Here is a 24,368-nt window from a genome sequence, read left to right as displayed (position 1 = left end):
CGGTACCTCACCGATACCATTGGGCCAACTGCTGTGGCGACACACCGCGCCAATAGGCAAACCGCAGCCGCCACATCAGCAACACGGTGCGCCACACACCACGCGTTTCCCAGCGCCGCCCGGAGGTCGCGACGCGCTGGTGCAGGCAGGCCGGTCGCGACAGGCGCAGCAGGCGCTTGGACATTTCGATGTCTTCCATCAGCGGCTGGGCCGGGAAACCGCCCACGGTGTCAAAGGCCGCACGGGTCATGAACAGGGCCTGGTCACCCGTGGCAATGCCGCTCCAGCGCGAACGCCGGTTCATCAACGCAGCAACCACCCGCAGCAGGCCGTGTTGGCCGGTGATGTGCACATCAAAGCGGCCCCAGTGGTGGGTGCCGCGGTTCAGCGCCTGAGTGACCAGCGTGTCGGCCGCCGGGGGCAACAGGGTGTCGGCATGCAAGAACAGCAGGGTGGCAGCGCGGGCCTGTTGGGCGCCGGTGTTCATCTGCACGGCGCGGCCGGGTGGCGAACGGAGCACCTGCCAGGGCGCTGCGCCCTCGCCGTACAGCACCACCGCCACGCCATTGCCAACAGGCGCTTGCAGGGCCTGGCGGGCCCGCTCCACCGTGCCATCCGTACTGCCCCCATCCACCACGATGACTTGCACGCCGCGTGCGCGCAGGGGCGCCAGTGCTTGCAGAGTCTGGGTGATGCCCTGGGCCTCGTTCAGCACCGGTATGACGATGCTCAGTGGCGGTTGTGCTGGCGGTGGTGGCACCTGTCAGCTGCCCAGCGCGCCGCCGCAGCTGCTGCCCTGGCCGGCGGTGCAGCCAAAACAATGGCCGGCCACGCGGATGGCTTGCCCATCCAGATCGGTCTTCAGCAGGTCGCGCAGGTGGCGGCGCACGCCGCTGGTGCCCAGCGGCAGGCCCAGCTGCTGGTTGAAATCGCAATCCGACAACCAGCCCTGCCAATCCACGCTGACCATGCTGCGGCACATCACACCGGCCAGGTTATCGGCATGGAAGCTGGCCTTGAGCAGGTCCATATACGTGTCAAACGTGCCTTTGGACACCAGCGTGGAGCCAAACCGCTGGATGGGCATGTTGGTCAGCGCCAGCAGCTGGTTGAACACCACGCCATGGTGTGCGAACAACTCGCGTTTGTAGTCGGCTTGCAGGGCCTGCTGGTTGGGTGGCAGCGACGGGCCTTGTGGGTTGTAGACCAGGTTGAGCACCAGGCCCGAACCGTCTACGCCGTAACCGAGCGTATTGAGCTGCTGCAGCGCGGCGATGCTTTTTTCGAACACGCCGTCACCGCGTTGTTTGTCCACGTTGCCCACCGAATAACAGGGCAGCGATGCTGTGATCTCCACGCGCTGTTCTGCCAGAAAACGGGCCAGCCCTTCCTGGCCGGGTTCAAACAGAATCGTCAGGTTGCAGCGGTCGATGACGCGCACGCCCTGCGCACGCGCGGCGCGCACCAGGTCTTTAAAGCCGTCGTGCAGCTCGGGCGCGCCACCGGTGATGTCCAGCGTGGTGATGCCACGCGCGGCCAGCACCTGCGGGATGAGTGCCAGCGTGTCGGCGTCCATCATCTCGGTGCGGTTGGGCCCGGCGTTCACATGGCAGTGCAGGCAAGTCTGGTTGCACTTGTAGCCTAGGTTGACCTGCAGGGTGTCCAGGCGGGTGCGGTTGATGGACGGGAAGTGGGTTTGCTCCAGCAGGGGCAGGGTGTCGTGCATAGGTCTGGTCCGTAAAAAAAGCGTCAGGTCAACAAGACCGCCAGGCGCTGGCGCACCTCGGGTGCCATGGCATCGGGCTGGGTGACCAGTGCACTTTGCAGGGCCGTGTGCGCAATACTTGCCGGGCGCTCTGCACCGAGCAGGCGTATGGTCTGGGCTATCACCTTTTGCGCACGGCCCGCGTTTTGCAGCAGGTTGGCCAGGGCCATGTCGGTGGTCACATGGGCCTCCACCGGGTGCCAGCAATCGTAGTCGGTCACCATGGCCAGCGTGGCGTAGGCCATCTGGGCCTCGCGCGCCAGCTTGGCCTCGGGCATATTGGTCATGCCGATGATGGCCGCGCCCATGCTGCGGTACCAATGGGACTCGGCCTGGGTAGAGAACTGCGGGCCCTCCATACACACATAGGTGCCGCCCGGGTGCAGGGTGATGCCGCCACGGGTCTGGGCGCTCTCGGAATCCAGCACGGTGCGCACCGCACGCGCCAGCGCACCCGACACCTGCGCACACACCGGCTGCGCCATGGACACATGGGCCACCGCGCCGTTGCCAAAGAAGCTGCTTTCGCGGCGCTTGGTCATGTCGATGAATTGGTCGGGCAGCACCATGTCCAGCGGTTTGAGTTCTTCGCGCAGCGAACCCACGGCCGAGACCGACAACACATACCGCACGCCCAGTTGTTTGAGCGCATGGATGTTGGCGCGGTAGGGCACTTCGCTGGGCAACAGTCGATGGCCGCGCCCGTGGCGGGCCAAAAAGGCCACACCCACGCCGTAGACGGTGCCGGTGACGATGGCGTCGGACGGTTCACCAAACGGCGTGTGCAGGCGGTGCTCTTCTGCGTCTTGCAGGCCCTCCATTTGGTAGAGGCCGCTGCCTCCGATGATGCCTACCAGCGCCTGGGTCATAACTGCCACCTTGTTCAAAAAAGAATGCCCATCCATGGTGCACTATCTGCACCACCCGCGGGGGTCTGGTTGCCGATTCTGCGGCACAACCATACACCCCACAAGCCAAGGGCTTGCAACACCCCTTTTTTCTGTACAAAGGCCCCTGGCGGGAGTAGCATGAATCCACAAAAAAGGAGTGCGCCATGCCGCTCTTGCCAAAGACCCGGCTCGTTGGATTATTGGTATTGCTGTGGGCCGCTTGTGCCTGGGGCCAGCCCCTGACCGTGGTCACCGAAGAGTACCCGCCGTACAACTTCCAGGACAGCCAAACCAAGAAGATTTCGGGCATGGCCACCGAGGTGGTGGAAGAGGTGCTCAAACGCACCAAAATCGCCTACAAACTGGGCATCTACCCCTGGGCCCGTGCCTACCAGATGGCGCAAGACGCGCCCAACGTGCTGATCTACGCCATCGGCCGCAATGAACAGCGCGAAACGTTGTTCAAGTGGGTGGACGTGATCGCGCCCTACGACGTGTATTTGTACCGGCTCAAGAGCCGGCCCGAGGTCAAGGTGCAATCCGTGGACGACATCCGCCACTACCGCATAGGCGCTGTGCGTGACGATGTACGCGCCCAGTACCTGGAAAAGGCGCAGGTGCCGCTGGACCTGGTGGTGGAGGACAGCTCCAACGCCAAGAAGCTGGCGTCGCGGCGCATCGACCTGTTCCCCATCGATGAGTTGGCCCAGGTGGCGTTGTACAAACGCGAGGGGATGGACCCCGCCAGCGTGGTCAAGGTTTTCAAGCTGGAGGCCCTGTCGGCCGGGCTGTACATGGCGTTCAGCAAACAAACCCCGGACGATCTGGTGCGCCAGTGCAAGGCTGCGCTGGCCGAGATCAAACGGGACGGCACCTTTGACAAGATACGTGTCAAATACCTGAAGTGAGTGCCATGGGTATCTTTTGAAGATACTTTTTATTCTGGAATCAAATACCAGAACACATATTCGATGCTACCCATTTCCCAGCGCACCAAGAATGCGCCTACAAGCATGTGCTTGGGCCTTTAGGAAATGTATGGGAATGAAGTCAAGTGGTGTGGTTGCGCCACGCCGCGCAGCGATGGCGCTGGTCTTGGCCACCGGTGTGGCCACACTCTCGGGTTGTTATGTGGTGCCGGTCAACCAGCATCCGGCGCACCACCCAGCCCACGCCCATGTGGTACTGCCGGCGCCCCCACCCGCGCCGGTCACGTTCTCGGCACGTTTGTACCCAGCCAACGAGCTGGCCACCCACTACGGCATGGTCAATGCTGTCGTCACCAACGACCTGAATGGCCGTGGCAATTTCAACACCACCATCAGCGGGGAATCGTTTGTAGGGGAGGCCACGCGCAAAGCGGGTTCATCGCGCGATGGTATCGCCAACGGCGCAGGCAACCGCGGCAGTTATATCAACTGCCACTACACGATGAACTCTGCCGCGCTGGGCACGGGTAGTTGCACCCTGTCCAATGGCGCGCGGTTCACCATGCATGTAGGTCAGTAACTTTTGCCCCCACGGTCGCTCACTGCGTGAGGTTTGCTGCCACCACTTCCTCTACTTCGGTAGTGGCGGGGCCAGCCTTGAGGTGGCCCACATACTGCAAAGACTGGGCGATGCGCACCGAGGGCACATCGCCCTCGCGCATATGCAGCAGGTCGGCGGGACTCACCAGCAGGGGGTCGGCGGTGGTCAGCGGCAGCTGGGCCTGCTGGTAGGCCGCCAACACAAACTGCGAGCAGAAGAAGCGGTCATTGCGTGCCACACCCAGCTGTATCGCAGCCAGCCCGCGGATACAGGCGTCGCGCACCAGGCTGGGCACCAGGGGCAGCTCGCAATACTGGCGCTGCAACGTGAAGGGCGCCTGCAGCACCACACCCAGCACGTTGTACTTTTTGCCCGCATGGGCCTGGGCAAAAATACGCATGCTGTCGGAATGTTCGGTGCGCACACCGGGGTGGCGGAACGCAACAATGGTGGATTCGTCTTCGATAAAGTCCGCCATCTTGCGGGTGCGTATGCCGGCACCCACCGCCTCTGCAATGTCGTCGTTGCCCAGGTACAGCGCCGCATGGCTGACCGGTGACACGGTGAGCAGGCGTATGCCCATGGAGGTGACCCCGTTGGTGGACGACAGGATGATGTCGCCGGGCAACAGCTCGGCCGTTGTGATGCGTTGCCCACCGTTGGCCGGCGTGAGCAGCAGGCGGTTCTGCACCTGGAAGGCCTGGGTGCCCGACGCGGGGTCGGTGCCCATGCCGGTGGCGCAGGCGGTCAACGCCACAACTACCGTACTCAACAACGCGATGCGCAGGCCGTGCGGGCAGATGTTGTGCGATGAAGGGGCGTTATTCATGCTTTACTCCGATTACTTCAGGTGTTTCGCCAAAAACTTTTCAACTCGACCCCAGAAGTCGTAGTTGGTTTCGGGGCGTCGCCAGCCATGGCCTTCACCAGCGTACACCACCCATTCGGGCGCATTGCCACTGGCACGCAGGGCATCACGCATCTTTTCACCATGCTCTATGGGCACCCGCATGTCCTTGTCGCCATAGGCCAGTAACACCGGGGCCTTGATACGTTTTGCATTCAGCAGCGGTGAGTTAGCTGCCAGCATGTCTGCATCCTTAACGGGGTCACCAATCATGGTGGGCATGGAGTACTGCTTGGCATCGCCGTGGATATCCGACCAATGGATCGAAAACAACAGGGAAGGATCTGACACGCCCACCCACGCCACGGCACAGCGGTACTGGTCCACATCCTTGGCAACGCCCATCAAGGCGGCATACCCTCCGTAACTGGCGCCGGCAATACACACACGTTTGGTGTCGGCCCAGCCTTTGTCAGCGGCAAAGCGCAGGGCGTCCGTCACATCGTCCTGCATGGCCTGGCCCCATTGCTTCCAGCCGGCGCGATGGAGTACGGAGCCATAACCCTCACTGCCCCGGAACTCCGGCATGATGACCACATAGCCCCGCGAGGCCAAAAACTCAGCCTGTTCGTTCCATTTCCAGTGGCCACCGCGTACCCACGGTCCACCATGGACCAGCACGATGGCCGGTTTAGGCGGCTTGCCCGCCTCGGGTGCACCGGTGATCCAGATCGGCAGGTCCATTCCATCGCGTGCCGGGGTCCTGTGCAGTTGCACCCCGAACGATTGCTCAGGCTGAATCTGTGGGCGCTGCACCCCCAAGCGCTGCAACTGGTTGCCTGCGACCTGGTAGACAAAAAACTGACCCGGGTCTTTGTCGGAGTACGAGTGCACCAGCACATTGCTGGGTGCATCACAGGCACCACAGCTCAGGGTGTTGATGCGTCCGGGCAGCGTAGCATCTATCTTCTTCTGCACGTCCTGCATCACCGGATGTATCCACACGGTGCTTTCGGTTTCGCCCATTACGCGTACACCATGCTGTGTACCGGTCTTGGGGGAGACCAAGGGCGTAGCCTCTGCATCAAAACCAGGCGCAGCAATCCAGGCCGGCGTATCCACTTTGCCGGTCTCAAAATTGAATCGGTACAGTTGATTCTCACCCTTGGGGCCCGTGGCGCGGTAGACAAACAGGTTGTCGTTGTTCACGTAGGCAGGTTCCCAGTCCATTTTCAGGATAGGAAACTTGGCAATGCGAGTCCAGGTCTTGCCGTCGCCCGGCGACCAGTACATGGTGCTGAACTGGGGGTCCTCCCGACTGTCTGCGAGGCGCGGGCGGCCCTGGTGGTCAAACAACCAGCTGTAGACATTGGGAGGAGCAGTGTCCACGAGTTTGCGCGTGGACCCGTTCTCGATATCGAGGGCGAGAGGCGTCACGTGGGCAAAGTCCCAACGCTGGAAATTTGCATGGCCCACAATGATTTCATTGGCACCGGGCGCGCCGGGTGCCAAGTAGTAGTGGTCTGGCTCCAATACCCGCGCACCTACCCGGTCTGACACCACTTTTTCATAACTGCGCTTGATCAACATGCGTGTGCGGTCGCCCTTGCGGTTGACCGCCAGCAGTCCATTGGCTTTGCGTACGTGCGTGACCTCTTCATAGCTGGTGACGCTGTAGGTGAGCCAGTCCTCGTTGACCCATCGGAAGCTGCTCACATCCGCAGTCTTCAGTACGGCGAGTATCTTGGTAGGCTCCTGGCCTTCCAGATCGGTCAGCACCAATCGGTCACGCATACCGCCGCCACCGACCAGGCTAACGACCCAACGACCCGACGGCGACAACTTGGCGTCGATCATGGACGCCGGGCCAAAAAATGCTTCAAGGGGCGGTGGGGTGGTGGATGACGCAAGGGCCGTCAAGCCAAGGCTGCTGCCGATAAGCATGCCAGCGGCCAGTTTCAGTGTCCAGAGCGGCTTTACGTTTCTCGTACTTTTCATCATTCAAAGGAAAAAGGTGGTGCAGGGCAAGTGATTAAAAGCGCCCGCAAAGAAGTGATTCTTTTTGCACAGAAAGCGAGTCTCTGTGCCTGCCCGACTTAGGCCGGGGTCCAACAAACTGCGAGCTAGTGTAGTACGGCTGCGCTGCCACCTGCGCACAAAAAAAATGGCACCGAAGTGCCACAACGGTGTGGGTCATCTGCCCCCCACACCTCCCCGTCTTTTCTACTTGGTGCTATGTCAGTGAATGGCTGAAGCGTAAATCCCGCACGCTGTTGGGGTGCTGGCCCGTAAACGTCAGCCTGTAGTCCAGGTCGCGCAAGTTCACAAACAGTTCGGCCCGGGCGTCTGCGTGTGTCCACAGCAGGTGCAGCGTTTCCTCACTGGAGCGCAGCATTTCAAAGGTTCCATTAAAGGCGTTACAGGTGTTGCGCAGGTGGATCAACGCCAGCAAGTCTTTCACAACTGGCTTTTCCAAGGCTTGGGCTATTTCGTCTGCGCCAAAGCGTTGGCGATTGATGTCGCGGCCCACACCGCTGTGTGCCAGCAGGTCCATGTCGTTCTCGCCGGCCAGCAGGCCGACGTAATAGATTTGAGGCACGCCAGGCAAAAAGAGCTGGATGGCGCGTGCCAGCAGGTAGGCGCGGGGGTTGCGGCCCAGTGCATCAAAAAAGGTGCAGTTGACCTGGTAAAGGTCCAGGTTGGATGCCGCAGCGCCGGTGGCCTGTCGGCTTTGGCCTTGGCTGTTGCTGTGGATGCGTTCCACCAGCCGGTCGAGTTGCTCGGGGGGCAGCAGGCCGGGGTGGTGTGTGCGGTCCGCCGGATCGGCGCCGATGTCGATGATGCCAATACCATCATGGGTATCCAGCACGGTCAGCGCATTCTGGGGCCGGATGCGAATCCAGTCCTTCAAGGCCTTGCTGTTGCCAAAGAACAGGGTGTTGAGCACCAGTGGTGGCAGGGCAAAGTCATACACCCAGTCCACACGTTCGGCGATCTCGATCTGACGCTGGTAGTAGGCGTGGATTTCCACCAGCACCTCCATACCCATGGACCGGGCTTGCCCGGCAAAACGGTCAATAAAGTCAAAGGTCTCGGGCAACATGAAGCAACTGGTACCGGCCTTTTTGATGGCGTAACCGGCAGCATCCAGCCGGATCATGCGGATGCCGTTGTCGGCAAACCGCTGCAAGATGCTGGTCAGGTAGGCCTGGCCTTGCGGATGCTGTACATCGATGTCCAACTGCTGGGGTGTGAACGTGGTCCACAGCATCTTCTTCTGTCCATTGCCCAATGCCATGGCCGTAAAGGGTAGGCCTGGGCGCGGGCGGTAGACATTCAGCAAGTCCTGTTCATGGGCACCATTGGGGAACACGCGGTCCATGGTCAGGAACATGCCCGCGAAGGGAGATGTATCGCCCCGTGCATAAAAGTCCTGGAACTGGGGGGATGCCGAAGACATGTGGTTGACGATGGCGTCGGCCATCACGTCCACTACTTTGGACAGGGCGCGTATGTCATCCCAATTACCCAGGCGCGGGTCCACCTGGGTGTGGTCGGTCGGGTCAAAGCCGGCGTCGGCGCCATCGATGGCGTCAAAGAAAGGCAGCAGATGCACGCCGCCAAAAACATCTTTTAAGGGGCCGTCCAGCAATTGGGTCAGTTGCTGGAGGTTACCTCCGCCCAGCCGGTCTACGTAGGTGATGAGTTGAACCTGATTTTTCATTGTTGTCTAGTTTTTCGGCGTAACGCTGTTCGAGTTCTTGGTGTCGATCATCAACACGGCAGCGGCGGCACAGAGCAGCAGCACACCGGCCAGGCGGATGACGTTGTCGGGGTTGCCGCCCAGCAGCGCGTCGTAGTACAGGGGCAGGGTGACCATCTGGATCAGCATGGGTATCACGATGAACATATTGAAGATGCCCATGTAGACACCGGCCCGCTCCGGTGGAATACAACCCGCCAACAAGATGTAGGGATTTCCCATGATGCTGGCCCAGGCCAGGCCGATGCCGACCATGGGCACAAACAACAACCATTTGTTGGTGATGTCCGGCAACACCCACATGCCCGCCGCCGCCAGCGTCAGGCACACGGCGTGGACCACCTTGGGGCCAAAGCGGCGGGTGAACGGCACCATGGCAAAGGCCGACAAAAAAGCGATGAAGTTGTAGAAGCCGCCAATTTGCCCGTTAAGCAGGCCGGCTTCGCGAAAGCCCGCCGTGGTGGCGTCGGACGTGTGGAACATCGTCTTGGCCAGGGAAGGCACGATATAGATCCAGTAACACATCATGGCGTACCACTGGAAAAGCTTCATCCACCACAGCTTGCGCATGGTGCTGGGCATTTCTTTGATGGCTAGCCAGATCTCGCGCAGCGTGGCCAAGCCACCGGTGGGGCGTGCGCGCATCTCCTGGATGGTCTCTGCGGACAGCGGTAGTTCGGGCACCTTGCGTATGGACCACCATACCGTCACCAGTGAGAACACAGCACCCATCACAAATGCGGCCATCGTGGCCTGCGGGATGTGGTTGTCGCCCACCGCGTCGCGGTTCATGCCCATGCCAATCAGGATGGACGGCATCAGGTAGGCCAGCGTCTGGGCCAGGCCGGTGAAGGCGCTCTGGGTGAGGAATCCCAGCGAGTGTTGTTCTCGGTCCAGGCGGTCGCTGACATAGGCCCGGTACGGCTCCATGGTCACGTTGTTGGCGGCGTCCAGTATCCACAGCAGGCCGGCGGCAAACCACAGCGTGGGGCTCATGGGCATGGCCAGCAGGCCCAGGCTGCACAGAATGGCGCCAATCATGAAATAGGGCGTGCGCCTGCCCCAGCGCGACACGGTGCGGTCGCTCATGGCGCCGATGATGGGCTGCACCAGCAGGCCCGTCATGGGCCCGGCCAGCCACAGCAGGGGCAGCGTGGCCTCGTCGGCGCCCAGGTATTTGTAGATGGGGCTCATATTGCTTTGCTGCAGGCCAAAGCTGAACTGGATGCCGAAGAAGCCGACATTCATGTTGATGATTTGCCAGATCGACAAATGCGGTTTTGCGAGGGACATCAGAAATGTTTCTCTTGTTGTTGCCGTGGTGTTGGGTCAGATGGCGTGGCAGGTGGTGTTGGCGCCCAACCGCTTGCGCCATACGGCGTAACTTTGCAGGTTGTGGCTCATCGGCCCACGGTGCCCGCAGACCGCCGCCGCATATTCGTTGGCCAGTGCCAGCGACCAGGGCAGTGTGCGCCCGGCCATTTGGCAGGCCAGCAGCATGGCGCTGAAGCCGTCACCGGCGCCCACGGTATCAACCACTACCGGCACGGCCTGGCCTGGGCCTTCGGCGTCACATACACCGTGGGCATTGAAGCTGGCGTAACCCTGTGGGCCACGTGTCACGACCAAACGCTGCAACCGAAAGCGTTCCATCAGCGTGGCAACCCCTGCGGTAAACACGGGCGAGCCCCAGCGTTCGGACCACATGGTGGCACCGCCCTGTGCAGCCAATAGCTGCAGCAGTTCTTCGTCATTCACCTTGACCCAATCGGCCAGCGCCAAGGACTCTTCCGCCAGCCTGCGGTTGTCGGGGCCGTCACGCAGATTCAAGTCCAGGTAACACACGGCAGGGGTTTCACGCACGATGTCCCGGATGGTATTTTTGGACACGGTGTGCCGCTGCGCGAGTGTTCCAAAATAGACAAAGCTGGGGGGCGGTGTTGTATGGAGAACCGATTGCGCCTGCACCCCATCCAGGTAGTCCCATGCCACATCGTCAGCGATACGAAACGTATGCGCCGCACCCTTTTGCACAACCTGCACCGTGCCGGTGGGGTGCAGATCATCACGCTGGAAACCCGCGGTGGACAGGCCGAAGTCTTGTGCACTGTGCAGCAGTACGTCGGCCCAACGATCGCTGTCGCCGATGCGGGTGATGCAGGTCACGGGCACTTGCAAGACGGCCAAAGACCGCGCCACATTAAATGGCGCACCGCCCGCCTCCGGTCCGCTGTCAAACAGGTCCACCAGCGCCTCACCCAGCACCAGCACGGAATCCGGCTTGTGGCCAGATTGCGTGTCTGGTGCCGGAGGAGAACTCACTTTTTCGTTCATGGTGTGGCGACTGTTAAACGCGGACGTGGAGCTTAGAACGTGTACTTCAACTGGACGCTGGCGGAACGGCCATTGACGGCGCGGGCAGCGTGGCCGTCACCTTCAATCTCGGTATAACCCAGCGTATTGAACAGGTTGTTGACCCGGAATGACACCTGAGTCTTGGCATTGATGCGGTAGTTGGTAAACGCATTGACAGTGGTAAATCCTGCCATGGTGATGGTGTTGGCATCGTCACCAAACGAATCACCGGTGCCGACCAATGCAGCGCCCAGCTCCAGAGCGTCCAAGCTGATGGAGGGTGCCAACTGGAACACGAAGTCTGCTTGGCGGCGGGGCTTCTTGCCCACGGTGCTGGCGTCGTTGGAGTCGGTGATCTTGGCGTTGGTCCAGGTGGCACCACCGGCCAGGCGGAAATCGCCCGCGTTCCAGATAGCTTCCAGTTCCAGGCCGTTGGATGAGTATTTGTTGGCGGTGAACTTTTGTGTCGTGGCCTCGTAGTTGCTCTCGGTGGTACGCGCACTGAACAGCGTAGAGAAGATGCTGAAGCCACCACTGCGCCATTTCATACCGGCTTCTTGTTGCTGGATCTGGTTCAGCGCAATCGGCACCGAGCCGTCCAGCGGGTTGCCGTACAGCAGACGGTCGGCGCTGAAGGACACGCCGTCGCTGCTGCGGGCAAAGACCGACAGGTCGCGGTTGATGGTGTAGTTGGCCCCTACGGAATACGAGCTGTGTTGCACGTCGTATTGCACCTTCTTCTGGGATGCCGGGTCCCAGCCCTGCATAGCCGCGCTGGCCGCCAGTGTGTAACCGCTGGCCTTTTGCTGGTCGCTGCGCACGCTGGCATCCACGCTCAGTGCGCCGGCATCCACGGTCAGGGCCAGGTAGGGCGCGGTGTGGGTGTATTGCACGTCCCAGGTGCGGGAGCAGCAACCACCCCAGGTGTCAAAGCCGGAGGTCACCGGGGCCGAGCTGGGGGCACCCACCGCATTGACCACCTGTGCATTGGTGCCTGTCATGCTCATGTTGTACTGGTTCCAGAACCAGGTTTGTGCAATGGTCTGCACACCGGTGAACACGCCGCCGACTGCGGTTATCTTGCCCAGCCCGGAATCAAAGGCCTTGGAGACCTTGATGTCGTTGAAGGTGTTGCCAAAATCGTCCAGCGTGGAATTGAACAGGGTGGCGGTGAAGAACGCATTTTTCCCATTGTTGCCGTTGTCCGCAGGGAACAGGCCGATGAAGCGGCCCGAGTTGCTGGACTTGCGGAATTTTTCGTCCAGGGTCCAGCCTTCGCCCAGCTTCAACTGGCCTTCAAAACCAAAGGCATTGCTCTGGATGTGCAGGCCGTCGCGGGTGTTGCTGTTGGTGAAGCCGCCATCGTGGTTCAGGGACCGGTCGTTTTGCAGGGACGGTGTGATGAAGAAAGCAGTGCGCGGGTCGATACCGTTGATGGCATTGATCTGCCCGTTGGAGACCGTGACCGGAACCGGCAACAGAGTGGGTGTGCGGTCGTCCAGCGACTTGACGCTGAAGCGGATGTAGCCATTGTCCAGTTGCTGGGTGATGTTGGCGCGGATCTGGCCACCGTTCTCCGTGGTGAAACCGGCGGGGCGCACACCTTCGCCGGTGCGCTGGAAACCGCCAATGTGGAAGGTTGTGCGTGGGCCTAGGCTGCCGCCATAGTCCACATCCAGCCGCGTCTGGCGCTGTTGCAGGCCGGCCGTCAGGGCTGCAGACCCGCCCGCTTCGGCACCCGTCTTGCTGATGAAATTGACAATGCCGCCCGGCGAATTGGTGGCCAACGTGGAGGCCGAGCCGCCACGGATCACTTCCAGACGGTCCACATTGAAGTCGGCGCGCAAAAACTGGTCGGCCGTGCCAAACGACACGTCGCCGAACAAGACCAGCGGCAGGCCGTCTTCTTGCAACTGCACATAGCGCGAGCCACCGGCCGACAGCGGCACACCGCGCACGGTGATGTTGGCATTGCCCTCACCACCGGATGATTCCGAACGCACGCCGGGAACCGAACGCAGCAGTTCGGCGGCGCTGCCAGCGCCAGTCTTTTCCATCTGCTCGGCGTCCAGTGTGCTGACGGACACACTTTGCTTCATCTTGGATTTGGCGGTGGAGGTGCCGGTGACCACGATCTGGTCGAACTTCATGCCGTCTTTGTCGGCATCGGCCGCGGGGCTGACCGTGGTCTGCGCCCATGCCGTGCTGAGCGTCATCAACGCAAGGGAAACCGCGGCCGCAAGGGGGCGGGCTGTGAATGGGTGAGCGTGCATAAAGTCTCCTGTTGGCCGCCGGGCTTTTGCCAGCCAGCCGTTTGTTTTTGATAAAGCGCATGAATACCGCAAGCGACCCCTCGGGCCATGGCCGTCCAAAGTGCTCGGAGCGAATCTTAAATTCTTTGCAATCGATTGCAACTCGGTGTAAACCCGTAGAATTTTCTAAATTTGATCTACAAAAGTAAATCTGGCGTGACCTTAGGCAGCAGACTTTGTCATATCTATGCAAACGATTGAATCGCCGCGAGACCCAGGGCAGGCCGCGGGTGTCAGGGTGCGCTGGCGCGCACGACGATGTGTACCGGCAGGGTGCGTGCCGGAGCGCGTTCACCCTTGAGCAACAACAACAAGGCCGCAACCAGCTCGGCCCCCGCGGCCACCACGGGTTGGTGCACGGTGGTCAGGGTCGGTTCACAAAAGGCCGCCAGCGGCATGTCGTCATACCCCACCACCCCGACGTCTGCAGGCACGCTGCGCCCCTGCGCACGCAACGACTGCACGGTGTGGATCGCCAGCAGGTCGCTGCAGGCCACCACGCCGTCAAACACGGCAGCACTGCCGCACAGGCGGTCGATCACCTGGCGTGCCGCCTCGGGCTCAAACGGCACGGCCACTTCCAGCTGCGGGTCCGGCGTTTGCCCCACCGCCGCGTGGGCGCGACGGTAGCCTTCGCGGCGCAACCAGACTTCGGGCAAAGCCGCATCCCCCAGAAAGGCGATGCGTTTGCGCCCCGCACGCAGCAGGTGGGCGGTGGCCTGTTCACCACCATCGCGGTTGTCGCCACCCACACTGCAGTAAAGCTGTTGTGGCAGCTCGCCGCCCCACACCACCAGCGGCACCTTGCGCGCCGCCAGCTGGTTGAGCTGGTCATGGTGGCGCCACTGGCCAATGATGATGACGCCAATGACCTTGCCCGAATCAAACAGCTGCGAGGCCGCGTCCAGCCGCTCCGAGTCCACCCGCGACAGCAGCATGTCGTAGCCATGGTCGGTCAGCGCGTCGGCAATGCTGCCGATGATGGACAGGAAGAAGGGGTCTGAAATGTGCTGGCGCGACTGCGCGTCATAGGGCACCACCACCGCGATGGTCTGGTTCTTTTGCAGACGCAAGTTTTGTGCGCCCAAGTTGATGGAGTAGTTCAGCGACTGCGCCAGTTGCTGGACACGCTCGCGGGTCTCGGCATTCACCAAGGTGCTGCCGCTGAGCGCCCGCGACACGGTGGCCACCGAAACGCCGGCCAGGCGGGCGATGTCCGCCATTTGCAATCGGCGGTTTTCAGAAGTTGCACTGCTGTTTTTAAGTCCCATGGGTCTGGATACTACCGCGCACTGGCGACCAAACCCGCCAGCGCACAGGCCGCAATCACAGGAATGACGCCCACCTTGAAGCGCAACAGCGCCACCGCCGCCAACGCGGTCAATAACAACGCCACGCCATCGACCCTTGAGCCAAATGTGCCGGTAGCCCCCGGTAATATTGCGATATGCGCTATAAAAAACAGAGCAAGGCTGGCGATCACCCCCACCACCGCCGCGGTGATGGCGGTCAACGGCGCGGTCAGGTGCAGCTTGCCGTGGGTGGATTCCACCAGCGGCCCCCCGGCCAGGATGAAGATGAAGGACGGCAGAAACGTGAACCAGGTCACCACTGTGGCCGCCAGCGCGGCGCCCAGAAACAACGCGTCCGGCCCCAGCACTTCCTTCGTCCAGCCCCCAACAAAACCCACAAACGCCACCACCATGATCAGCGGCCCCGGCGTGGTCTCGCCCAGCGCCAGGCCGTCGATCATCTGGGTGCCGGTGAGCCAGCCAAAGTGCTCCACCGCGCCCTGGTAGACATAGGGCAGCACGGCATACGCGCCACCAAAGGTCAGCAGCGCGGCCTTGGTGAAAAACCAGGCCATCTGCGCCACCGCACCATCCCAGCCCTGCCAGGCCACCAGCGTGCCCATGGGCAGTAACCACAACGCCGCGCCCACGGCCAGCACAGTGGCCAGGCGTGATGACTTGAAGCGCGCATGCGCCGGTGTGGGGGTGGTGTCGCCAATCAACCAGTCGCGCTCACCCGGTGCCAGCACAACGGCCTTGGCTGCGCCATGGCCGCCCCCGCCCGCTGCAAACTGCGCAGGCGCCCAGCGCGAACCCAGCCAGCCGATCAATGCCGCACCCAGCACGATCCAGGGGAAAGGGATATTGAAGGCATAAATTGCTATAAAACTCATAGCTGCAATCACCCACAACACGGGGGCTACGGCCGGTTTTTTCAATGTCTTGCTGCCGATGCGGTGCACCGCCTGCAGCACAATCGCCGCCACAGCGGGTTTGATGCCATACAGCAGCCCCGCCACCCAGGGCACGTTGCCAAAGGCCACATACACCCAGCTCAGCGCGATCAGGATGAACAGCGAGGGCAACACAAACAGCGCACCGGCAACGATGCCACCCCAGCTGCGGTGCATCAGCCAGCCGATGTAGGTGGCCAGTTGTTGCGCCTCGGGGCCGGGCAGCAGCATGCAGTAATTCAGCGCATGTAAAAAGCGCGATTCCGATATCCAGCGCCTTTGCTCCACCAACTCGCGGTGCATGATGGCAATCTGCCCGGCCGGTCCGCCAAAGCTGATGAAGCCCAGCTTGAGCCAGAAGCGAAAGGCCTCGGCGAAGGAGACTTGGGTTTGTTGTGCGCTCATGCAGCACCTCCCGCCATGGTTGCGTTTGTCATGCTGGCGGGTTTCCAGTTGTGGGTTTCATCCTGCGCGGCGACCCGGTCGCGGCACCAGGCATACAGTGCGTCGTACAGCGGCATGGCGGCCTCCAGCATGGCGTGGTCATCCACAGCATGGACGCGCGACAGGCCCAAAGAGAACGCCAGCAAACCGGCGGATTGCGGTGCCAGGTCCAGCCGGTCGGTATCGGCACCACGGACGATGGCGGCCAGCAGGTTCAGCGCCGCGTCGTGTAAATCAAAGCCCAGCAGCAGCGCGTCAAAACTGCACAGCTCGCCAACGTGGGAGACCGGCGCGCCGGGTATGTCATAGGCCACGGCATTCAGTGCCTTGGCCTGCACCAGAACCTGGGCCGTGGGTACATAGAAAAATTCAGCCCGCGTATCGATGAAGCGGCGTATCAGCCAGGGGCAGGCAATACGGTCGATCTTGGGGCGCTCCCGTGTGATCCAGCGCGAGGGCTGTTCACCGGTCACGCCCCAGTCGGCGCGTTTGGCAAATGTCAGCGGTGGTTGGGCGCGCCACTGGGCAATGGACTGCGCGTCGTCTTCACCATCCTCCCCGCCTTCTAAACCACCGGCTATCGGGTGGGCAGACCAGCCAGCAGCCTGCAGGGCAGCGGCCGCCTCTTCACTGACGTTGTGGCCATAGACGCAGTAGACCAGCACCTCGCCAGCGGGTCGGCTGGCGGCCAGGGCGGCCACGTCCTCGGGTGCGCAGCGTTGTGCGCCTGCCAGCAGGCGCGGGCTCTCGTCAAAACGCGGCTTGCGGCGCACATCGAGCACCAAAGGCGTGTCGGCGCGGCCCAGGCGGGCATTGAATGCCTGGGGGGAAACTGACGAAAAAATAGACGGATTTTGGGTGTCCACGGATAACTCCTGTTGCGTTACCAGCAATTGGATGGGACACCATCTTGGAGCCGTTTGGCCCGACACCGGGGAGCTGCAACCCCGATGGCCGCACTGTAACACGGGCCGCGGGAATACCCCAAGTGCCAGGCGCTCGACAGCATCGGCTTCGCTTTTTAAGATCGTGCTTCCTTTCTTTTGGGAGACGTGTGATGCAGAAGTTATGGATCAAACGCCTGATCATTGGCTTGGGATTGCTGCTGCTACTGGCAGCCCTGGTCGTTGTGGTTGGCAACCTGCTGGGCGAGCGCAAACGCCAGCGGCAAGTCAGCGTCACCGTGCAGCCGGTGGCTTGGGCCACGGACGCAGATGGTCTGACCCGAGGCAGCTACCTGTACCGTTCGCGGGGTTGCACCGATTGCCATGGCCTGGACGGTGGGGGGCGCGAGTTTGTCAACGACGGCAAGGGCACGCGTATCAGCGGCCCCAACATCACCTCCGGGGGACCGGTGGGCCGCTACACGGCACAGGACTGGGTGCGCGTGGTGCGCCACGGCGTCAAACCCAATGGCCAACCGGCCTTCATCATGCCCAGCGAAGACTACAACCGCTTCACCGACGCCGACCTGGCCGCACTGGTCGGCTACGTGCGCAGCTTACCCGCGCGAACCGGTGGTGCCGCAGTGGTGGAGTTGCCCGTGTTGGTCCAGGCCTTGTATGGCCTGGGCGCCATCCAGGACGCGGCCGAAAAGATAGACCACAGCCTGCCACCGGCACAACCCGTGGCCGCCGCGGTCAACGCACAACACGGCGCCTATGTGGGCAATATGTGTATTGGCTGCCATGGTCCGGGGCTATCGGGCGGTCCCATTCCAGGTGGCCCACCCGACTGGCCGGCCGCCGCCAACCTGACACCCGGCAAGGGCAGTGCCATGCCGCTGTACCCGGATGCCACGGCCTTTGTGGCCATGCTGCGCTCCGGCAAGCGGCCGGACGGCAGCCCCATCAAGGTCATGCCGTTTGAATCCCTGCGTGAGCTCAACGACACCGATGCCCAGGCCCTGTATGCCTACCTGAAAACCTTACCCGCGCGGGAGGCGGGCCAGCGTTAAGCTGGTTCCCATCGCGTCTGGCAACGCAAACTTGCCCACCAGTTCACCCAGCACCGCAGCCTGCTCACTCATGGAGGCCGCGGCTGCAGCACTTTGCTCGACCAGCGCGGCGTTTTGTTGGGTCATCTGCTCCAGCTCGGCCACGGCAGACGACACCTGCTGCATGTCGGCACTTTGCTCGCTGCTGGTAGCCGAAATTTCTTCGATCATGCCGGTCACCCGCTGCACCGAGGTCACGATGTCCTGCATGGTCTGACCGGCCTGGTCCACCAGCTTGGTGCCAACCTCCACATTGGCAACCGAGGCACCGATCAGGTCCTTCACCTCCTTGGCCGCCGCCGCCGAACGCCCGGCCAGGCTGCGCACCTCACTGGCCACCACCGCAAAACCCCGCCCCTGCTCACCGGCCCGTGCCGCCTCAACCGCGGCATTGAGCGCCAGGATATTGGTCTGGAAGGCGATGCCGTCGATGACCGAGATGATGTCCACAATCTTCTTGGACGAGCCGTCAATCAGGTGCATGGTCTGCACCACCTGGGCCACGGACTTGCCACCGCTCTCCGCCACTGCGTAGGCAGAACCTGCCAGCGTGTTGGCCTGCCCGGCCGCATTGGCGGACTGGTGGACCGCGCCGCTCAGGTGCTCTAGCGAAGCGGATGCACGCTGCAGGTTGGCGGCCGTTTGTTCGGTGCGGTGGGACAGGTCCTGGTTGCCATGGGCGATCTCGGCGCTGGCCGCACCAATGCTGGTGGACGAACGCTGCACCTGGCCCACCAGCGTGGCCAGCGACTGGGTCATGTGGTGCAGGGAGCGCATCACATCTCCCATTTCGTCCTGGCGGTCGGTGTGGATGTTGACGCGTAAATCACCTTCGCCAATGGCTCGGGAGAGACGCACGATTTCATCCAGCGGATCACATACATTGCGCTGCAACACCCGCGTACCCACACACACCAGCAGTGCGACAAAGGCCATGATGGCGGCCACCGTCCAGACCGTCTTCAGGCGCTCGGCGCCTACCTTGTCGCGCAGGGCGGTGGCGCCCTTTTCGGCCAGGTGAACCAGATCTTGCTGGGCGGCCAAAAAGGCTGCCAGCTGCGGCTGGGTGTCGGACTTGATATGGGCCTGCACCGCGGCCGCGTCACCCGCGGCGAGCAGCGTCTGCGCTTTTTCCAGCGACTTCGCCAGTGCCTGTGCCTTGGACTGCACAGCCTGCAGGGCGGCCTTCTCCTGGCTCTCGGTCATCAACCCGTCCAAGGTTTTCTCGATGGTGGCGATTTCGCCTTGGGCCTCGGTCTGGCCCACCTTCAGCAGCGCTGCGGCGCTGGCATCGGCGTTCAGCGCCACACCAATGCCGCGCAAGGCTTGGGCCTCTCCCAGCCCGCGCCAACGGGCCGCCAACTCCAGCTTGCTTTGTTGCTGCGTCTGCTCGGCCGCCGTGGCGGCCTGGGACTTGATGGTCCGCACCGCCGAGCCTATGGACATGGCCACCAGCCCCACACTCACCAGAATGGCTGGCATCCAGATCTTCAAGGCAATACTGACAGGCCGCATCACATTCCACTCCCCAAAATCCGGTTTCTCCGCGCGAAGGCGGTGGTCAGGAGATTGTGGGGAACTTATCGCGTGGGGGAATCAGCAACAACCCGCCCGGGCGAGTTTGTAGACCGATGTACCCGCACGCAGATTGGGCAGCAGGCGCACGGTATGACCGTTTTGCAGGCCAAAACTGTCCTGCACCTGCAGGCCATTGCGCGCAGCCAGCAGGGCCAGGTCGGCATGGGTGCCAACACGAATATTGGGCGTGTCATACCACTGGTAGGGCAGGCGCTTGGTGACCGGCATGCGGCCTTTCAAAATGCTCAGGCGGTTGGGCCAATGCGCAAAGTTGGGGAAGGCCACAATGCCCACGCGGCCTACACGCACGGTCTCGCGCAACATGACCTCGGCATTGCGCAGGTGTTGCAGGGTGTCGATCTGCAACACCACATCAAAGGATGCGTCACCAAACAGTGCCAGGCCTTCGTCCAGGTTCAACTGGATGACGTTGACACCGCGCTGCACACAGGCCAGCACATTGGCGTCGTCAATTTCCACGCCGTAGCCGGTGCAGCCGCGGGTTTTTTGCAGGTGGGCCAGCATGGCGCCGTCGCCACAACCCAGGTCCAATACGCGGGCGCCTTGCGGCACCAGTCGTGCCAGGGCGTGCATGGTATTCACATCCGTCATGCTGTGGCTCCCTTGACAATGCTATCGAAGTAGGAGCGCACTACGTCCATATAACGGGGGTCATCGAGCAAAAAGGCATCATGCCCATGGGGCGCGTCGATCTCGGCGTAACTGACGTCACGCTGGTTGTCCAGCAGGGCCTTGACGATTTCGCGGCTGCGCTTGGGTGAGAAACGCCAGTCGGTGGTGAAGCTGACCAGCAGGAATTTGCAGGTCGCCTGGGCAAGGGCCTTGCTCAGGTCACCGCCGTAGGCACTGGCCGGGTCAAAGTAATCCAGCGCACGCGTGATCAGCAGGTAGGTGTTGGCGTCAAAGTATTCGGCAAACTTGTCGCCCTGGTAGCGCAGGTAACTTTCGATCTGGAACTCAACATCCTGGGTGCTGTATTTGTAAGAGCCGGTTCCCAGCACCGCGTTCTTGAGTTGGCGCCCGAATTTTTCGTTCATCACGTCATCACTCAGGTAGGTGATGTGGCCGATCATGCGCGCAATGCGCAGGCCGCGTTTGGGGACGGTTCCGTGTTCGTAGAAATGGCCGCCGTGGAAATCAGGGTCGGTCACGATGGCGCGGCGGGCCACCTCATTGAATGCGATGTTCTCCGCCGTCAGGTTGGGGGCACTGGCCACCACCACGGCGTGGCGCACACGCTGGGGGTATTGCAGCGTCCAGCTCAGGGCCTGCATGCCGCCCAAGGACCCACCCATCACGGCGGCCAGGGTTTGAATCCCCAACACGTCCAACAAACGCGCCTGGGCATTGACCCAGTCTTCGACCGTCACCACGGGGAAGTCGGCACCATAAACCTTGCCGCTGCCGGCCGGTGCATCGGGGTTGGCATGCATGGGGCCGGTGGAGCCGAAACAGGAGCCTAAGTTGTTGACACCAATCACAAAGAAGCGGTTGGTGTCTACCGGTTTGCCAGGGCCGATCATGTTGTCCCACCAGCCTTCGGAGTTGGGCTGGCCTGCATAACTACCGGCCACATGGTGCGAGGCGTTCAACGCATGGCAAACCAGCACGGCATTGCTGCGCGCGGCGTTCAGCGTGCCATAGGTCTCATAACTAAGTGCGTAGTCCCGCAGCGAGGCGCCGCTTTTGAGCGGCAGGGCCTCGGCGAAGTGCTGCGACTGTGGTGTCGCGATCAAAGGCGTAGAAGACAAACCAAAACCCCAATAAAAAACCCGGCAATGCTAAAAACAAGGCCGGGTGTTGTGGTGTCTCGGTCCGTCTTTAGCTGTATTTATTAAGCGCCCGCAAGCTGGAGCAAATTGGCGCTGGAAAGCAGTATAGCAAGGGAGGGCGTTTGGGGGGGTCAGGACTGCGGCCACAACGCAGCGACACCCAGTGCCGCAAAGACCATGGCCGAAACGATGTGCACGATACGGATCGGCACCCGCTTGGTGATGGCGTCACCAAACCAGACCACCGGCGCATTGGCCAGCATCATGCCCAGTGTGCTGCCCACGACTACCCAATAGGGGTTGTATTGGGCGGCCAGCATGACCGTGGCGATTTGGGTTTTGTCACCCATCTCGGCCAGAAAAAAGACCACCACCGTGGTGCCGAACACGCCAAAACGCGGCGCATTGCCACTGTCCAGGTCGTCAGCCTTGTCGGGCACCAGCATCCACGCCGCCATGGCGATGAAGGACAGGCCCAGCACCCAACGCAACACATCCGGGCCCAACACCGTGTTCACCCAGGCACCGACGGCGCCAGCCAGCGCGTGGTTGGCAATGGTGGCAACGAAGATGCCCGCAACGATGGGCCAGGGTTTACGAAAACGCGCCGCCAACAGCAGGGCCAATAGCTGGGTTTTGTCGCCCATTTCGGCCAGCGCCACGATGCCGGTCGATACCAAAAATGCTTCCACAGGGGTCTCCGGCCAGAGGGTTCAGGCCCACACGCATTGTAGAGAGCCACCCGCCTGGCCCGCCGCCGACCCAATCTGGCGCATTTGTTGCTTGTATTTGGTGCGTTTCTGGGAATACCTTCCATAACGCACCAATTTACAGCCATTTACACCAAAGGTTTGATATGGAAGCACTAAAACAGGGCGCAGATGCCCTGTTCATACTATTGGGCGGCATTATGGTTCTGGCCATGCACGCCGGTTTTGCCTTTTTGGAGCTGGGCACCGTGCGCCGCAAAAACCAGGTGAATGCCCTGGTCAAGATCCTGGTGGACTTCTCGGTGTCCACCGTGGTCTATTTCATGGTCGGCTACACCGTGGCCTATGGAACCAGCTTTTTTGTGGGTGCCGAGGTATTGGCCGCGAAAAACGGTTATGACCTGGTCAAGTTCTTCTTTTTGCTGACCTTTGCGGCGGCCATACCCGCCATCATCTCCGGCGGCATTGCCGAACGGGCGCGCTTCTGGCCCCAACTGATCGCAACAGCGGTCATTGTTGGCTTTATTTACCCGTTCTTTGAAGGTATTGCGTGGAACCAGCATTTTGGCGTACAGGCCTGGATCAAAGGGCTGACGGGTGCCGAGTTCCACGACTTCGCGGGTAGCGTGGTGGTGCATGCTGTAGGCGGCTGGATTGCCTTGCCAGCCGTCATCCTGCTGGGTGCGCGCAGCAACCGTTACCGCAAAGATGGCGCCATCTCCGCCCATCCGCCGTCAAGTATTCCCTTTCTGGCGCTAGGTGCGTGGATTTTGACCGTGGGTTGGTTTGGCTTCAACGTCATGAGTGCGCAGACCCTGGACAAAATTTCGGGCCTGGTCGCCGTCAATTCGCTGATGGCCATGGTGGGCGGCACGCTGGCCGCGCTGGTGGTGGGCAAAAACGACCCCGGTTTTGTGCACAACGGCCCTTTGGCCGGCCTGGTGGCGGTGTGCGCCGGCTCAGACCTGATGCACCCCTTGGGCGCGCTGGTGGTCGGTGCCGCAGCGGGCACGGTGTTCGTGGTGATGTTCACGCTGACGCAGAACCGCTGGAAGATTGACGACGTGCTGGGCGTGTGGCCGCTGCATGGCCTGTGCGGCACGCTGGGTGGTGTGGCTGCCGGCATTTTTGGCAGCACGGCCTTTGGTGGCCTGGGCGGCGTGAGCTTGGGCGCCCAGTTGATAGGCACAGCCTTGGGTGTGGTGTGGGCCCTTGTGGGCGGGACGGTGGTTTATGGCCTGTTGAAAGCCACCATGGGTCTGCGCCTGAGCCAGGAAGAAGAGTACGACGGGGCTGACCTGTCCATCCACCGCATCAGCGCATCACCCGAGAGCGAGGCCAACTGGTAGCCACCCCAGCACGCGGCACGTCCCACCAACCCGGCCTTGCGCCGGGTTTTTTTGTGCCCCTCACTTCAAATTAGTTGAACCATTGCGACAAGTAATTTGAACTTTTTTCCACGGTGGTCCTCCTAAACTTTCCTCCACGGCAGGCAAAGACCTGCCGGATTCGCCAAAAACCTTTGCACACTGCCCACCATGAACACTGCCACTGCACCTCGCAAATACACCGGTATTGCCATTGCCCTGCATTGGCTGCTGGCACTGTCCCTGGTGGGTATTTTTTCGGTAGGTTTGTACATGGCCGATCTGCCGTTTTCGCCCCAACGGCTCAAGCTCTACAACTGGCACAAGTGGGCCGGCATCACCATCCTGATCCTGTCTGCCGTGCGCCTGGCCTGGCGCCTGACCCACAAACCGCCAGCACTGCCCCAGTCCGTGACCCTGGGCATGCCGGGTTGGCAGGTAACGGCCTACCACGCCACCCATGTACTGATGTATGCGCTGTTCTTTATCGTGCCGCTGGTGGGCTGGGCCTATAGCTCGGCGGCAGGTTTCCCCATCGTGTTGTTTGGCGTGGTACCGCTGCCGGATTTTGTGTCTGCCAGTAAACCCCTGGCCGAGCTGATCAAGCCCTGGCACCAGATCACCGCCTTCGCACTGGCGGGCCTGGTGGTGCTGCACGTGGCGGCCGCGATCAAGCACCACTTCATCGACAAAGACGGCCTGTTGCTGCGAATGATGCCCGGCAAACGTTGAACAAAACCTTTTTGCACTAACCACTACACGGAACCCGCTCC

At 61.7% G+C, this 24,368-nt stretch carries 21 protein-coding genes; 5 read left to right on the top strand and 16 right to left on the bottom strand.

The genetic code is table 11. The features are described from left to right. Positions 1 to 7: 7 nt before the first annotated feature. Genes HZ993_RS15220 through mtnP form a run of 3 tightly spaced genes read right to left on the bottom strand, consistent with a single transcriptional unit; the run spans position 8 to position 2,634 of the window. Positions 8 to 760 carry a TIGR04283 family arsenosugar biosynthesis glycosyltransferase gene (locus tag HZ993_RS15220; protein ID WP_209393583.1) on the bottom strand — a complete coding sequence of 251 codons (753 nt, stop codon included), beginning with the start codon at positions 758 to 760 and terminating at the stop codon, positions 8 to 10. 3 nt (positions 761 to 763) lie between these two features. Further along, positions 764 to 1,726: an arsenosugar biosynthesis radical SAM (seleno)protein ArsS gene (arsS, locus tag HZ993_RS15215; RefSeq protein WP_209393582.1), complete on the bottom strand. Its 963-nt coding sequence runs from the start codon at positions 1,724 to 1,726 to the stop codon at positions 764 to 766. A gap of 23 nt (positions 1,727 to 1,749) precedes the next feature. Next, complete coding sequence (mtnP, locus tag HZ993_RS15210) at positions 1,750 to 2,634, bottom strand: S-methyl-5'-thioadenosine phosphorylase (RefSeq protein WP_209393581.1); 885 nt, start codon at positions 2,632 to 2,634, stop codon at positions 1,750 to 1,752. Positions 2,635 to 2,819: 185 nt separating this feature from the next. On the opposite strand from mtnP, the gene HZ993_RS15205 reads away from it, so the two are divergent. Both HZ993_RS15205 and HZ993_RS15200 read left to right on the top strand, forming a co-directional pair. Continuing rightward, on the top strand, positions 2,820 to 3,563 hold the full coding sequence (locus HZ993_RS15205) for an ABC transporter substrate-binding protein (RefSeq protein WP_209393580.1): 744 nt from the start codon (positions 2,820 to 2,822) through the stop codon (positions 3,561 to 3,563). 130 nt (positions 3,564 to 3,693) lie between these two features. Next, entirely contained in the window at positions 3,694 to 4,164 is a 471-nt protein-coding gene (locus HZ993_RS15200) for a hypothetical protein (RefSeq protein WP_245213647.1), read from the top strand. A gap of 19 nt (positions 4,165 to 4,183) precedes the next feature. Here HZ993_RS15200 and HZ993_RS15195 read toward each other — a convergent pair whose 3' ends face one another. From HZ993_RS15195 to HZ993_RS15155, 9 genes are all read right to left on the bottom strand, one after another. Next, positions 4,184 to 5,014: a YiiX/YebB-like N1pC/P60 family cysteine hydrolase gene (locus tag HZ993_RS15195; protein WP_245213646.1), complete on the bottom strand. Its 831-nt coding sequence runs from the start codon at positions 5,012 to 5,014 to the stop codon at positions 4,184 to 4,186. A 12-nt stretch (positions 5,015 to 5,026) separates the two neighbouring features. Continuing rightward, positions 5,027 to 7,030, bottom strand: coding sequence for a S9 family peptidase (locus HZ993_RS15190; protein WP_209393579.1), 2,004 nt, complete (start codon positions 7,028 to 7,030; stop codon positions 5,027 to 5,029). 235 nt (positions 7,031 to 7,265) lie between these two features. Further along, complete coding sequence (gene gtfA, locus HZ993_RS15185) at positions 7,266 to 8,756, bottom strand: sucrose phosphorylase (protein ID WP_209393577.1); 1,491 nt, start codon at positions 8,754 to 8,756, stop codon at positions 7,266 to 7,268. Positions 8,757 to 8,762: 6 nt separating this feature from the next. Then, entirely contained in the window at positions 8,763 to 10,088 is a 1,326-nt protein-coding gene (locus tag HZ993_RS15180; protein WP_209393575.1) for an MFS transporter, read from the bottom strand. A gap of 36 nt (positions 10,089 to 10,124) precedes the next feature. Continuing rightward, on the bottom strand, positions 10,125 to 11,129 hold the full coding sequence (locus HZ993_RS15175; protein ID WP_209393574.1) for a PfkB family carbohydrate kinase: 1,005 nt from the start codon (positions 11,127 to 11,129) through the stop codon (positions 10,125 to 10,127). Between the two features lie 32 nt (positions 11,130 to 11,161). Next, positions 11,162 to 13,423 (bottom strand): TonB-dependent siderophore receptor, encoded by a 2,262-nt coding sequence (locus tag HZ993_RS15170; RefSeq protein ID WP_209393566.1) that lies wholly within the window; start codon positions 13,421 to 13,423, stop codon positions 11,162 to 11,164. Between the two features lie 272 nt (positions 13,424 to 13,695). Further along, positions 13,696 to 14,685 (bottom strand): LacI family DNA-binding transcriptional regulator, encoded by a 990-nt coding sequence (locus HZ993_RS15165; RefSeq protein ID WP_209393565.1) that lies wholly within the window; start codon positions 14,683 to 14,685, stop codon positions 13,696 to 13,698. 59 nt (positions 14,686 to 14,744) lie between these two features. Further along, complete coding sequence (gene chrA / locus HZ993_RS15160) at positions 14,745 to 16,112, bottom strand: chromate efflux transporter (RefSeq protein WP_209393564.1); 1,368 nt, start codon at positions 16,110 to 16,112, stop codon at positions 14,745 to 14,747. Continuing rightward, positions 16,109 to 17,017, bottom strand: a complete 909-nt coding sequence (locus HZ993_RS15155) for a chromate resistance protein ChrB domain-containing protein (protein WP_209393563.1) — start codon at positions 17,015 to 17,017, stop codon at positions 16,109 to 16,111. Before HZ993_RS15155 ends, chrA begins: the two co-directional genes overlap by 4 nt. 191 nt (positions 17,018 to 17,208) lie before the next feature. Between HZ993_RS15155 and HZ993_RS15150 the strand changes: the two genes are divergently transcribed. Beyond that, the gene (locus HZ993_RS15150) at positions 17,209 to 18,108 is read left to right on the top strand and encodes a cytochrome c (protein WP_209393562.1); all 900 of its coding nucleotides are present in this window, start codon (positions 17,209 to 17,211) and stop codon (positions 18,106 to 18,108) included. Here HZ993_RS15150 and HZ993_RS15145 read toward each other — a convergent pair. The 4 genes from HZ993_RS15145 to HZ993_RS15130 all read right to left on the bottom strand — a co-directional run bounded on the left by HZ993_RS15145 (position 18,079) and on the right by HZ993_RS15130 (position 22,210). Continuing rightward, positions 18,079 to 19,662, bottom strand: a complete 1,584-nt coding sequence (locus HZ993_RS15145; RefSeq protein ID WP_209393561.1) for a methyl-accepting chemotaxis protein — start codon at positions 19,660 to 19,662, stop codon at positions 18,079 to 18,081. The two genes, HZ993_RS15150 and HZ993_RS15145, sit on opposite strands and share 30 nt — an antisense overlap. Before the next feature lie 81 nt (positions 19,663 to 19,743). After that, the gene (metW, locus tag HZ993_RS15140) at positions 19,744 to 20,337 is read right to left on the bottom strand and encodes a methionine biosynthesis protein MetW (RefSeq protein ID WP_209393560.1); all 594 of its coding nucleotides are present in this window, start codon (positions 20,335 to 20,337) and stop codon (positions 19,744 to 19,746) included. Next, positions 20,334 to 21,497 carry a homoserine O-acetyltransferase gene (locus tag HZ993_RS15135; RefSeq protein WP_245213645.1) on the bottom strand — a complete coding sequence of 388 codons (1,164 nt, stop codon included), beginning with the start codon at positions 21,495 to 21,497 and terminating at the stop codon, positions 20,334 to 20,336. Before HZ993_RS15135 ends, metW begins: the two co-directional genes overlap by 4 nt. Before the next feature lie 152 nt (positions 21,498 to 21,649). After that, positions 21,650 to 22,210: a TMEM165/GDT1 family protein gene (locus tag HZ993_RS15130; protein ID WP_209393559.1), complete on the bottom strand. Its 561-nt coding sequence runs from the start codon at positions 22,208 to 22,210 to the stop codon at positions 21,650 to 21,652. Between the two features lie 164 nt (positions 22,211 to 22,374). On the opposite strand from HZ993_RS15130, the gene HZ993_RS15125 reads away from it, so the two are divergent. Both HZ993_RS15125 and HZ993_RS15120 read left to right on the top strand, forming a co-directional pair. After that, positions 22,375 to 23,577: an ammonium transporter gene (locus tag HZ993_RS15125; protein WP_209393558.1), complete on the top strand. Its 1,203-nt coding sequence runs from the start codon at positions 22,375 to 22,377 to the stop codon at positions 23,575 to 23,577. A 189-nt stretch (positions 23,578 to 23,766) separates the two neighbouring features. Next, positions 23,767 to 24,327 carry a cytochrome b gene (locus HZ993_RS15120; RefSeq protein WP_209393557.1) on the top strand — a complete coding sequence of 187 codons (561 nt, stop codon included), beginning with the start codon at positions 23,767 to 23,769 and terminating at the stop codon, positions 24,325 to 24,327. The last annotated feature ends 41 nt before the right edge of the window (positions 24,328 to 24,368 follow it).

The sequence above is a fragment of the Rhodoferax sp. AJA081-3 genome, from assembly GCF_017798165.1.
GTDB lineage: Bacteria > Pseudomonadota > Gammaproteobacteria > Burkholderiales > Burkholderiaceae_C > Allorhodoferax.
Note: the sequence above shows the minus strand (reverse complement) of the source record. Positions and strands in the feature narration are given on the sequence as shown.

Coding starts and splice junctions, on each gene's coding strand:
- HZ993_RS15195 (WP_245213646.1), bottom strand. CDS start 5,014: ATGAATAACGCCCCTTCATCGCACAACATCTGCCCGCACGGCCTGCGC.
- HZ993_RS15170 (WP_209393566.1), bottom strand. CDS start 13,423: ATGCACGCTCACCCATTCACAGCCCGCCCCCTTGCGGCCGCGGTTTCC.
- gtfA (WP_209393577.1), bottom strand. CDS start 8,756: ATGAAAAATCAGGTTCAACTCATCACCTACGTAGACCGGCTGGGCGGA.
- HZ993_RS15125 (WP_209393558.1), top strand. CDS start 22,375: ATGGAAGCACTAAAACAGGGCGCAGATGCCCTGTTCATACTATTGGGC.
- HZ993_RS15180 (WP_209393575.1), bottom strand. CDS start 10,088: ATGTCCCTCGCAAAACCGCATTTGTCGATCTGGCAAATCATCAACATG.
- metW (WP_209393560.1), bottom strand. CDS start 20,337: ATGACGGATGTGAATACCATGCACGCCCTGGCACGACTGGTGCCGCAA.
- HZ993_RS15205 (WP_209393580.1), top strand. CDS start 2,820: ATGCCGCTCTTGCCAAAGACCCGGCTCGTTGGATTATTGGTATTGCTG.
- arsS (WP_209393582.1), bottom strand. CDS start 1,726: ATGCACGACACCCTGCCCCTGCTGGAGCAAACCCACTTCCCGTCCATC.
- HZ993_RS15175 (WP_209393574.1), bottom strand. CDS start 11,129: ATGAACGAAAAAGTGAGTTCTCCTCCGGCACCAGACACGCAATCTGGC.
- HZ993_RS15150 (WP_209393562.1), top strand. CDS start 17,209: ATGCAGAAGTTATGGATCAAACGCCTGATCATTGGCTTGGGATTGCTG.
- mtnP (WP_209393581.1), bottom strand. CDS start 2,634: ATGACCCAGGCGCTGGTAGGCATCATCGGAGGCAGCGGCCTCTACCAA.
- HZ993_RS15120 (WP_209393557.1), top strand. CDS start 23,767: ATGAACACTGCCACTGCACCTCGCAAATACACCGGTATTGCCATTGCC.
- HZ993_RS15165 (WP_209393565.1), bottom strand. CDS start 14,685: ATGGCGGACATCGCCCGCCTGGCCGGCGTTTCGGTGGCCACCGTGTCG.
- HZ993_RS15145 (WP_209393561.1), bottom strand. CDS start 19,662: ATGCGGCCTGTCAGTATTGCCTTGAAGATCTGGATGCCAGCCATTCTG.
- HZ993_RS15190 (WP_209393579.1), bottom strand. CDS start 7,030: ATGAAAAGTACGAGAAACGTAAAGCCGCTCTGGACACTGAAACTGGCC.
- HZ993_RS15200 (WP_245213647.1), top strand. CDS start 3,694: ATGGGAATGAAGTCAAGTGGTGTGGTTGCGCCACGCCGCGCAGCGATG.
- chrA (WP_209393564.1), bottom strand. CDS start 16,112: ATGAGCGCACAACAAACCCAAGTCTCCTTCGCCGAGGCCTTTCGCTTC.